Source organism: Micromonospora sp. NPDC049799 (genome assembly GCF_040656655.1).
Taxonomy (GTDB): Bacteria; Actinomycetota; Actinomycetes; order Mycobacteriales; family Micromonosporaceae; genus Micromonospora.
This window is the reverse complement of sequence record NZ_JBFAMU010000155.1, coordinates 1-10,415: the sequence shown is the minus strand read 5'-3', so window position 1 is coordinate 10,415 and position 10,415 is coordinate 1. Positions and strand designations below refer to the sequence as shown.

The 10,415-nt window shown below is 73.9% G+C and carries 10 protein-coding genes and 1 pseudogene; 8 read left to right on the top strand and 3 right to left on the bottom strand.

Annotation, left to right across the window (positions count from 1 at the left end; all coding sequences use genetic code 11):
* Positions 1 to 757: ABC transporter permease subunit (locus tag AB0I76_RS14330; protein ID WP_357034537.1), on the top strand; the 757-nt coding region annotated here is incomplete at its 5' end.
* The gene (locus AB0I76_RS14325; RefSeq protein ID WP_357034535.1) at positions 754 to 1,806 is read left to right on the top strand and encodes an ABC transporter ATP-binding protein; all 1,053 of its coding nucleotides are present in this window, start codon (positions 754 to 756) and stop codon (positions 1,804 to 1,806) included. The genes AB0I76_RS14330 and AB0I76_RS14325, both read left to right, overlap by 4 nt.
* A gap of 133 nt (positions 1,807 to 1,939) precedes the next feature.
* On the opposite strand, the pseudogene AB0I76_RS14320 reads toward AB0I76_RS14325, so the two are convergent.
* Positions 1,940 to 3,136: pseudogene (locus tag AB0I76_RS14320) on the bottom strand (S8 family peptidase); the annotation flags it as partial.
* Positions 3,137 to 3,234: 98 nt separating this feature from the next.
* On the opposite strand from AB0I76_RS14320, the gene AB0I76_RS14315 reads away from it, so the two are divergent.
* Positions 3,235 to 4,719, top strand: coding sequence for a methyltransferase (locus tag AB0I76_RS14315; RefSeq protein WP_357034533.1), 1,485 nt, complete (start codon positions 3,235 to 3,237; stop codon positions 4,717 to 4,719).
* On the top strand, positions 4,719 to 5,141 hold the full coding sequence (gene dtd, locus AB0I76_RS14310) for a D-aminoacyl-tRNA deacylase (protein ID WP_357034531.1): 423 nt from the start codon (positions 4,719 to 4,721) through the stop codon (positions 5,139 to 5,141). The genes AB0I76_RS14315 and dtd overlap by 1 nt, the downstream gene beginning before the upstream one ends.
* Before the next feature lie 133 nt (positions 5,142 to 5,274).
* Here the strand turns inward: dtd and AB0I76_RS14305 are convergent, their stop codons facing one another.
* Complete coding sequence (locus AB0I76_RS14305) at positions 5,275 to 6,063, bottom strand: sporulation protein (RefSeq protein ID WP_357034529.1); 789 nt, start codon at positions 6,061 to 6,063, stop codon at positions 5,275 to 5,277.
* Positions 6,064 to 6,351: 288 nt separating this feature from the next.
* Here AB0I76_RS14305 and sigB point away from each other — a divergent pair, with 288 nt between their 5' ends.
* From sigB to AB0I76_RS14285, 4 genes are all read left to right on the top strand, one after another.
* Complete coding sequence (gene sigB / locus AB0I76_RS14300) at positions 6,352 to 7,341, top strand: RNA polymerase sigma factor SigB (RefSeq protein WP_357034541.1); 990 nt, start codon at positions 6,352 to 6,354, stop codon at positions 7,339 to 7,341.
* 121 nt (positions 7,342 to 7,462) lie between these two features.
* Positions 7,463 to 7,810 (top strand): metalloregulator ArsR/SmtB family transcription factor, encoded by a 348-nt coding sequence (locus AB0I76_RS14295; protein ID WP_357034527.1) that lies wholly within the window; start codon positions 7,463 to 7,465, stop codon positions 7,808 to 7,810.
* Positions 7,811 to 7,872: 62 nt separating this feature from the next.
* Positions 7,873 to 8,307 carry an SRPBCC domain-containing protein gene (locus tag AB0I76_RS14290; protein WP_357034539.1) on the top strand — a complete coding sequence of 145 codons (435 nt, stop codon included), beginning with the start codon at positions 7,873 to 7,875 and terminating at the stop codon, positions 8,305 to 8,307.
* Positions 8,304 to 8,711, top strand: a complete 408-nt coding sequence (locus tag AB0I76_RS14285; RefSeq protein WP_357034525.1) for a VOC family protein — start codon at positions 8,304 to 8,306, stop codon at positions 8,709 to 8,711. The genes AB0I76_RS14290 and AB0I76_RS14285 overlap by 4 nt, the downstream gene beginning before the upstream one ends.
* A gap of 45 nt (positions 8,712 to 8,756) precedes the next feature.
* On the opposite strand, the gene AB0I76_RS14280 is transcribed toward AB0I76_RS14285, so the two are convergent.
* Positions 8,757 to 10,415 (bottom strand): acetate--CoA ligase family protein (locus tag AB0I76_RS14280; protein ID WP_357034523.1); only part of this gene is annotated, 1,659 nt, incomplete at its 5' end.

Below are 10,415 nucleotides of genomic sequence, written 5' to 3'. Positions count from 1 at the left end.
GCTCGGCACGGCCCGCTGGCCCGCCCTGGCCGCCCTGCTCGGCGTGGCCGTCCTCGCGCTCGGCGTGCCCGCGGCCAGTCTCGCCCGACGGCTCGTCACCGGGGTGTCCCGGCCCGGCGCGCTGCCCGAGGTGCTCACCGCGGCCGGCAACTCGCTGACCGTCTCCCTCGCGGGCGCGGCCCTGACGATGCTGCTGGCGCTGCCGCTGGGCCTGCTCGCCGCGCGCGCCCCCGGTCCCCTGACCACCGTGCTGGACCGGCTCGCGTACCTGGCCCACGCCCTGCCCGGCGTCGTGATCGGGCTGTCGCTGATCTTCTTCGGCATCAACGTGGCGTACCCGCTCTACCAGACCCGGTGGCTGCTCGCCCTCGCCTACGCCACGCTGTTCCTGCCCCTCGCGGTCGGCGCGGTGGCCGGTGCCGCCGCCCAGTCCCCGCCCGGCCTGGAGGAGGTCGCCCGCTCCCTCGGGCGCGGGCCGCTGACCGTGCTGCGCACGGTCACCCTGCCGCTGACCCTGCCCGGTATCGGGGCGGGCGCGGCGCTGGTGTTCCTCACCGGCATGAAGGAACTGCCCGCCACCCTGCTGCTGCGCCCGACCGGCACGGACACGCTCGCCACCGAGCTGTGGACCGCCACCGCCGTCGGCGCGTACGCCGCCGCGGCACCGTACGCGGCCCTGCTGGTGGCGATCTCGGCGCTACCCACCTGGCTGCTGGTCGCCCGCAGCGGCCTGCTCGACAAGGAGGACCGGGGATGAGCGAGGTCGTAGTCACGGGAGTGGTCAAGCGGTACGGGTCAGTCACCGCGCTGGCCGGCGTGGACCTCACCATCGGGTCCGGGCTGCTCACCGCCGTCCTCGGCCCGTCCGGCTGCGGCAAGACCACCCTGCTGCGCTGCCTGGCCGGCTTCGAGCGCCTGGACGCCGGGGAGATCCGCATCGACGGCGTCCCGGTCGCCGGCAACGGCCGGCACCTGCCGACCCACCGCCGCCGCATCGCCGTGGTCCCGCAGGAGGGCGCGCTGTTCCCGCACCTCAGCGTGGCCGGCAACGTCGGGTACGGCCTCGACCGGGCCGTCCGCCGGAGCGACCGCGTCGAGGAGGTGCTCACCCTCGTCGGCCTCGCCGGCTACGGGGACCGGATGCCGCACCAGCTCTCCGGCGGGCAGCAGCAGCGGGTCGCGGTGGCCCGCGCGCTGGCGCCCCGGCCGTCGGTGGTGCTGCTGGACGAGCCGTTCAGCGCCCTCGACGCGGGACTGCGGGCCGGGCTGCGGCACGACGTCCGGGAGGCGCTGCGCGCCGACGGCGCCACCGGCGTCCTCGTCACCCACGACCAGGGTGAGGCCCTCTCGGTGGCCGACGAGGTGGTGGTCCTGCGTGCCGGCCGGGTGGTCCAGGCCGGCACGCCGACGACCGTCTACCGGGAGCCGGCGGACGAGTGGGTGGCCGGTTTCGTCGGTGAGGCCGTGCTGCTGCCGGCGGTCGCCGAGGACGGCGCCGCCCGGACCGCGCTCGGCACCGTGCCGCTGGCCGGCGCCGCACCGAGCGGCCCGGTTACCGTGCTGGTCCGCCCCGAGCAGGTACGCCTCACGCCGGGGGCCGGCACGGTGACGGCCACGGTCCTGCGTCACGACTTCCACGGGCACGACGCCCTGGTCGGGCTCCGGCTGGCCGACGGCACGCGGCTCACCGCGCGGATCCTCGACGGCGGCCCGACGGTCCCGGTCGGCGCCGAGGTGTCGGTACGCGTCGACGGCGCCGCCCGCGCGTTCCCCGCGGTCGGCACACCCACGCCGGCCCCGGTGTAAGGAAGGGCCCCTTCTTGACGCCTGCGGTAGAGGAAGGGCCCCCGCTTAACACCTCCCGTCCCCGGACGCGGCCGTCGCGAGGCGGCCCGGCGGACCGTGCGGGCACGGTCCACCGGGCCGGTGGGGAGGGTCAGTTGACGACGAAGAGCAGCCGGTTCGGCGAGCCGGTGCCCGGACTGGTGACCCTGCCCGTGGTGGCGTTGGTGACCAGGTAGCTGCCGACCTGCGACGGGGTCCAGGATGGGTTGGCCGAGAGCACCAGGGCCGCGGCGCCGGCCACGTGCGGCGCGGCCATCGACGTGCCGCTGAGGGTGGCGGTCGAGGTGTCGCTGGTCCGGTACGCCGACAGGATGCTCGACCCCGGCGCGAAGATGTCCACGCAGGAGCCGTAGTTCGAGAACGACGAGCGGGCGTCGGTGCTGGTGGTGGAGCCGACGGTCAGCGCCGAGGGGGTCCGGGCCGGCGAGGAATTGCAGGCGTTGGCGTTGGAGTTGCCGGCCGCCAGCGCGTACGCGATGCCGGAGCTGATCGAGTTGGCGACCGCGTTGTCGAGGGCGCTGCTGGCCCCGCCGCCGAGGCTCATGTTGGCCACGGCCGGCTTGACCGCGTTGGCGGTCACCCAGTTGACGCCGTTGACGACGCCGGTGGTGCTGCCGCTGCCGGAGCAGTTGAGGACCTTCACCGCGACCAACCGGACCTGCTTCGCGACGCCGTACGTGGAGCCGCCGACCGTACCGGCGACGTGGGTGCCGTGGCCGTTGCAGTCGGTGTTGTTGCCGTCCACCGTGTTGGTGCCCCAGGTGGCCCGGCCGCCGAACTGGGTGTGCGTGGTCCGGATGCCGGTGTCGATGATGTACGCCCGCACGTTGGAGGCGGTGTTCGGGTACGTGTAGCTGCGGCTGAGCGGGAGGGTGCGCTGGTCGATCCGGTCCAACCCCCACGGCGGGTTGGTCTGGGTGGCCGAGGCGGTGAGCACCTGGTCCTGCTCGACGTACGCCACCGCCGGATCGGCGGCGAGCCGGCGCGCCTGGCCGACGCTCAGCGTGGCGCTGAAGCCGGTCAGGGCGGCGCTGTAGACGTCGCCGACGCTGCCGCCGTACCGCTTTGCCAGCGTCGCGGCACGGTCGGGCACGGCGGTGCGGGCAGCGAACGAGCCGGCGGCGCCGACCGCGTCGGACTTCAGGACGACCACGTAGCTTCCGCTGATCGCGTTCGGTGCCCCCGCACCCCGGATCTCCCCGACGGGCGCGGCCTGAGCCGGGACGGTGGTGGCCGCCGAGACGGCCACCGCGGTGGCGACGACGGCGAACGCCCGGATGAGGCGCCGCATAGATCGTCATCACTAGCCTGTTCATCAACCGAAGTGCTGGCCCCGCCGATCCGGCGGGTGACGCCGACCGGTGCCCGGCCGCCAGGCAGGATGACGACGTGGACGAACACGACATGTTGCTCTCTCCGGCCGGGGTGGACGCGCTGCGGACCGCGCTGACGCGGGCGGAATTCACCTCGAACGGCATCGCCGCGCGGCTCGGCCCGCACGCCACCGGCGGGGTGGCCCGCAACGACTTCCGCGCCGCCCTGCGCGCCACCGCCGACCGCGACCCGCTCGCCACCCTGATCCGGGTCTTCATCTGCGAGCAGACCGAGCCGGAGGCCGCCGTCGCCGCCGCGCTCGCGCCGCTGTCGCTGGACGAGGCGCTCGCCGGGGGCCTGGTGGAGCGACACGGCGGCGGGCTGCGGATGGGCCTGGACCTGGAGCCGTACGGGGACGAGTGGTGGGTGCTCGCCGACGTCCCGGCCAGCGCCCGACCGGGCCGGCCCCTGCACTCCGAGCACGTCCTCGGCATCGGCGGGGCGACCCAGACGCTGATCGGCGCGACCGTCCGCCGGCCCGTGGAGACCGCCCTGGACCTGGGCACCGGCTCCGGCGTCCAGGCACTGCACCTGTCCACCCACGCCCGCCGGGTGACGGCCACCGATCTCTCCGAGCGGGCGCTGCGGTTCGCCGCCACCACCGCCGCGCTCAACGGGCAGGACTGGGAGCTGCTGCGCGGCGACATGGTGTCGCCGGTCGCCGGCCGCCGGTTCGACCTGGTGGTCAGCAACCCGCCGTTCGTGGTCGGGCCCGGCACCACCACCCACGTCTACCGGGACTCCGGCCGGGTCGGCGACGCCATCGGAGCGGAGCTGGCAGCCGCCGCGCCGGGGCTGCTCACCGACGGCGGCACCATGCAGTACCTCGCCAACTGGGTGCACGTCGCCGGCGAGGAGTGGGACGAGCGGGTCGCCGGCTGGTTCGCCGGTACCGGCCTGGACGCCTGGGTGATCCAGCGCGAGATCGCGGACCCGATGGCGTACGTCAACCTGTGGCTCACCGACGTCGGCCACGCCGCCGACCCGCAGCGGATGGCGGACTGGCTGGACTGGTTCGACGCGCACAAGGTGGAGGCGATCGGCTTCGGCATCGTCTCGCTGCGCCGCGCCGGGCACGACGACCCGACGGTGCGGGTCGAGGACCTGCGCCAGCGCGTCGAGGCGCCGCTCGGCGACCGCGTCGCAGGCTGGTTCGACCGTCAGGACTGGCTTCGCGTACGCGACACCGACGAGCTGCTCGCCGCGCGCTACCGGGCGGCCGACGGCCTCCAGCTACGCCAGGAGGCCACCATGGGCGACGAGGGGTGGGCGGTGGACCGGCAGGTCCTCGCCATGCCGCACGGGCTGCGCTGGACCGAGGAGATCGACCCGTTGGTGCTCGCCCTCGTCGGCGGCGCGGACGGCCGGCTCGCGCTGCGGGACCAGCTCGCCCTGCTCGCCGTCGCCCACGACGTCGCGCCGGAGGAACTGGCCGAGGCCGCCGGCCCGATCGTGGCGCACCTGGTGGAGCGCGGCTTCATCGAGCCGGTGACCGGCTGATGCGCGCGGTGGTGCAGACGGTCGGCCGGGCCGGCGTGACAGTGGACGGCGAGGTGGTCGGCGCCATCTCCGACGGCCTGCTGGTGCTGCTCGGTGTGACCCACACCGACACGGCCGACACCGCGCGGACGATGGCCCGCAAGGTGCACGAGCTGCGCATCCTCGACGACGAGCGGTCCGCCGCCGACACCGGCGCGCCGATCCTGGTGGTCAGCCAGTTCACCCTGTACGGCGACGCCCGCAAGGGCCGCCGTCCGAGCTGGACGGCGGCAGCGCCCGCCGAGGTCGCGGAACCCCTGGTGACCGAGGTCGTCGAGGCGCTGCGCAGCCGCGGCGCCAAGGTCGAGACCGGCCGCTTCCGCGCCCACATGCTGGTCGAGAGCGTCAACGTAGGCCCCCGCACCCTCCTACTCGATCTCTGACCCCCCACCCCCACCCCCACTCCCCGCCCTCCCGCCCTCCCCCTCGGGGTGATCAAGGGGTTTGCGTCAGGTTCCGGACGCCATCCTGACGCAAACCCCTTGATCAACAAGGTGAGGGCGGCGGCGGGAGGGGTCAGCCGAAGAGGCCGCGGCGTTGCAGGGACTGGCGCAGCCAGGCGTCGAGCTGGGCGGTCCAGTCGGTGCGGTCGGCGGTGGCGTGGTCGACGGTGAAACGGCCGAAGGCGTCCCGGCCCTCGGTGAACAGACCGCCCCGCTTGTCCAGCTCCAGCACCACCTGCATCTGGCGGGGGTCGGCCACGAAGGTGACCTCCAGCTGGTTGATCGCCCCGGCGTACTGCGGTGCCGGGTGGAACTCGATCTCCTGGTAGAACGGCAGCGTCTGGTGCACGCCGTAGATGTGACCGCGCTCGACGTCGGCGCGGGCGAACCGGAAGCCCAGCCGCAGGAACGCCTCCAGGATCCGCTCCTGGGCCGGCAGCGGGTGCACGGCCAGGGCGTCCAGGTCGCCCTTGTCCACCGAGCGGGCCACCTCCAGCTCGGTACGCAGACCCATCGTCATGCCGTGCAGGTGCTGCCCGTACACCTCCGTGAGGGGGGTCTCCCACGGCACGTCGAAGCGGAATGGGACGTCGTACCGTTGCCCGGCCTCCAGCCGGAACGCGCCGGTGACCTGCTGGCGGTGGAACTCCTGGGTGGTCTGGTAGTCGTTGTCGCCGCTCTCCACCTCGACCCGGGTGACCAGCCCGAGGGACACATAGGACACGTCGACCTGGTGGTCGCCGCCCGCCACGTGCACGATTCCCTCCACCTGGCCGCCGGGACGGCAGTTCGGGTTCGCCAGCACGGTTTCCACCGAGGGGCCACCGACGCCCATTGCCTGCATGAGCCGCTTGAAGACCACGACGCCCTCCGTTACCTGTCCCCTGTCCACCGACGTTCGCCGGTGCGGTCCGGCCACCACGGCCGACCGCAGGCACGGTAACCGGCGCTGACAAGGCACCGACGGCGACGACACGCGTACGCGCCGAACGGGCCGCGCGCGATCTCTGTCGGGTCCCCGATCGCCTCACTCCCGTTTCACGCCCCGCCCGCCAAGCTGTTTGTCACCGGCACCACTGGGCCGGACCAGCGGCACAGACGTGGACACGGGGAGAGACGAAAGATGGCCCTGCAGATGATGGAGCACCGGATGAGCACGGTCGGTCGCACCGACGCCGACCACGGCACCGAGACCATGGCCGACCTGGACGCCACCGACGAGCGCGGCATCTCCACGGACCTGGTCCGGGCGTACCTCAACGGGATCGGCCGCACGAAGCTGCTGACCGCCGCCCAGGAGGTCGAGCTGTCCAAGCGGATCGAGGCTGGACTCTTCGCCGAGGAGAAGCTCGCCACCTGCACCCCCGTCTCCGCGGAGCTGCGCGTCGACCTGGCGACGATCGTCGCCGAGGGCCGCGCCGCCAAGGACCACCTGCTGGAGGCGAACCTGCGGCTGGTGGTCAGCATCGCCAAGCGCTACACGGGCCGCGGCATGGCGTTCCTGGACCTGATCCAGGAGGGCAACCTCGGCCTCATCCGCGCCGTCGAGAAGTTCGACTACACCAAGGGCTACAAGTTCTCCACGTACGCCACCTGGTGGATCCGCCAGGCCATCACCCGCGCCATGGCCGACCAGGCCCGCACCATCCGCATCCCGGTGCACATGGTCGAGCAGGTCAACCGCATGGTGCGCGTACGCCGGGAGCTGTCGGTGACGCTGGGCCGTGAGCCCACCCTGAGCGAGGTCGCGCGGGCGCTGGAGGTCCCGGAGTTCCAGGTGATCGAGCTGATCTCGTACGACCGGGAGCCGGTGAGCCTCGACCAGGCGGTCGGCGAGGACGGCGAGAGCGCCCTCGGTGACTTCGTCGCCGCCGTGGACCCGGCGGCCGGGCCCGGTGACGCCGCCGCGCAGGGCGAACTGCGCAACGAGGTGAGCATCGTCCTGGCCACCCTCTCCCAGCGGGAGCAGGCGGTGATCCGGCTGCGGTTCGGTCTCGACGACGGCCGGCAGCGCACCCTGGACGAGGTGGGCCGGGAGTTCGGCCTGTCCCGGGAGCGGATCCGGCAGATCGAGAAGGTGACCCTGCTGAAGTTGCGCGCCCCGGAGCGGGCGCAGCGCCTGGAGGCGTACGCCTGCTGACGCGACCTGGACCACGTGGGGCCCCGGCGGTTCGCCGGGGCCCCACGTCGTTGCGGTGCTTGACCTCGGCGGACATTCGCGGTAGAAACCTCTTGGTTATTGAACCAGGAGGTTATATTCAGTGGACACGGACGCGCTCGACGCCACCTTCTCGGCCCTTGCCGACCCGACCCGCCGGGCCATCCTCGCCCGGCTCGCGGCCGGCGAGGCGACCGTGACCGAACTGGCCGCGCCGTTCGCGATGAGCCAGCCGGCCATCTCCAAGCACCTCCGGGTGCTGGAACGCGCCGGCCTGGTCACGCGGGGGCGGGACGCCCAACGGCGACCCTGCCGGCTGGCGGCCGAGCCGCTGCGGGAGGCCACGGCGTGGCTGGCGGACTACCGCGACTACTGGGCGGAGAGCTACCAGCGCCTGGACGCGCTACTGGACGACCTCCAGCGCGGCGGCACCGAGAGCCGCGCCCGGTGACGGGCACCCACGACCCGCTCGTGGTGCACGCTCCCGGTGACCGGCACATCGTGCTCAGCCGGATGTTCGACGCGGCGGCTCCACTGGTCTTCGGCGCGTTCACCCGGCCGGAGCTGCTGGTCCGCTGGTACGGGGCGCGGGGCTGGCGGCTCGTCGAGTGCGAGGTCGACCTGCGGGTGGGCGGCCGCTGGCGCTTCGTGTCGCACGGCCCCGGCGGGCGGATGGTGCAGTACGGCACGTACCGGGCGGTCGACCCGCCGCACCGGCTGGCCTGCACCGAGCTCTTCGAGGACCAGTCCTATCCGGGCGAGACGCTGGTCGACCACGAGTTCACCGAACTGGTCGGGCGGACCACCGTCACCACCACCCTGCGGTACGCCACACCCGAGGGCCGGGACACGGTGTTGCGCTATCCGATGGCCCGTGGCGTCAGAGAGAGCTTCACCCGCCTGGCCGACCTGCTCCATCAGACATCGACGACAGGAGAGATTCCGTGAACTGGACGCTGGAAGTGGTGGTCGTACCGGTCTCCGACGTGGACCGGGCGAAGGAGTTCTACGCCGAGCGGCTCGGCTTCGCCGTCGACCACGACACCGTGATCAACGACGACGCGCGGATCGTGCAGCTGACCCCGCCGGGCTCCGGCTGCTCGATCGTCATCGGCGAGGGCGTGGTGCCCGACATGCCGCCGGGGTCGCTCAAGGGCCTCCAACTGGTCGTGCCGGACCTCCACAAGGCCCGTGCCGAGCTGGTCGAGCGGGGTGTCGAGGTCAGCGAGATCCAGGTGGTGGGCAAGAACCCGCGCCCCGTGCCGGAGCCTCTGGACAACGTCGGCTTCGTCTTCTTCACCGACCCGGACGGCAACGCCTGGGGCGTGCAGCAGATCTCCAGCCGCCCTTGAGCGGCCGCCCCACCGGAGAAAGGCGTTAAGAAGGGGCCCTTCCTTTCACAGGCGGCGGGGGCCGGTGTCGGGGCGGGCGGCGGCGGAACCGACGCGGACCGTCGCGTGCAGCACCGAGATGCCGTCGGGCCGCGCGAGCACCGGGTTCAGCGTCAACGCGCGGACCCGGGGCTGCTCGTCGGCGAGCCGGCCCACACGCAGCAGCAGGTCCGCCAGGGCGGCCCGGTCCACCGGCGCGGCCCCCCGGTGACCGCGCAGCAGCGGCGCCGCGCGCGGCTCGTCGACGAGTGCGGCGGCGTCGCGGTCGGTCAGCGGCACCGCCCGCCAGGCCCGGTCCCCGAGCAACTCGGTGGCGACGCCGCCGAGGCCGAAGCCCACCACCGGGCCGAACGCAGGGTCCTCCACCAGCTCCACCACACAGGCCACGCCGGGCGGGACCATCGGCTGGACCAGGACGTCCGCGCCGAAGACCGTCGCCATCTCGGCGTACGCGCGGTGCACCGTCGCCGCGTCCGGCAGATCGAGGCGGACGGCTCCGAGGTCCAGCCGGTGCCGCAGACCGGGGGCGGCGGCCTTCAGGGCCACCGGGAACCCGAGCCGCGTCGCCGCGTCGACCGCCTCGTCGACCGTGCGCGCCGGCACCGACTCGACGACGTCGATGCCGTACGCGGCGAGCAGCCCGATCGGGTCCGGCGCCTCGGGTCGCAGCGCCACCTGCGCCGCCTCCGGGTCGACGTCGGGCAGCTCGGGCAGGGTGCCCGGGGACCGGCGGAGCCAGTCGGCGTACGCGGTGACTCGGGCGAGGGCGCGGACCGCCTCCTCCACGCCCCCGTACGCGGGCACGCCGGCCGGCGCCCGGCCGACCAGGAACGTCGCCACGGTCGGCTTGCCGGCGACGAGCGCGGCGGGCAGGGCGGCGGTGAAGTCCCGCTCCACGTCGGAGAGCTGACCGGGCAGCGGTGGCGCGAAGACCGCCACCAGGGCGTCCACCCGGTCGTCGGCGGCGGCCCCGGCGAGCGCGGCGGCGAACTCCGGCGCCCCGGCCCGGGGCCCGACGTCGCGCGGGTAGCCGTCGGCGAGGGTCAGTCCCTGCGCGGCGCAGGCGGTCGCGGCGAGGCCGGTCAGCGCCGAGGAGTTGCCGACCACGCCGACCCGGTGACCGGCCGGCAGCGGCTGGTTGGCCAGCAGCACCCCGACGTCGAGCAGCTCGGACACGGTGTCCACCCGGATCACGCCGGACTGGGCGAACAGGGCGCTGACCGCGACCTCGTCCGGGCCGGTGGAGGGGCCCAGGCCGGGTGGCCGGGCCGGTGAGGCCAGGGCGACCACCGGCTTCTCCCGCCCGATCCGTCGGGCCAGCCGGGCGAACTTGCGCGGGTTCCCGAAGGTCTCCAGGTACAGCATGATCACGTCCGTGCCGGGGTCGTCCTGCCAGTACTGCAGCAGGTCGTTGCCCGACACGTCGGCCCGGTTGCCCGCGGAGACGAAGCTGGACAGGCCCAGCCCGCGCCGGTCCGCCTCGGCCAGCAGCGCCACCCCGAACGCGCCGGACTGGCTGAAGATGCCGACCCGGCCGGGCACCGGCAGCCTCGGGGCGAGCGTGGCGTTCAGGCGTACCGTCGGGTCGGTGTTGGCCACCCCGAGACAGTTCGGGCCGACCACGCGCATGCCCGCCGCGTGCGCCGCGCGGACCAGGGCGCGCTG

Excerpts from the sequence above, each read along its gene's own strand:
- AB0I76_RS14325 (WP_357034535.1), top strand. The coding sequence starts at position 754 with ATGAGCGAGGTCGTAGTCACGGGAGTGGTCAAGCGGTACGGGTCAGTC.
- dtd (WP_357034531.1), top strand. The coding sequence starts at position 4,719 with ATGCGCGCGGTGGTGCAGACGGTCGGCCGGGCCGGCGTGACAGTGGAC.
- sigB (WP_357034541.1), top strand. The coding sequence starts at position 6,352 with ATGAGCACGGTCGGTCGCACCGACGCCGACCACGGCACCGAGACCATG.
- AB0I76_RS14290 (WP_357034539.1), top strand. The coding sequence starts at position 7,873 with ATGTTCGACGCGGCGGCTCCACTGGTCTTCGGCGCGTTCACCCGGCCG.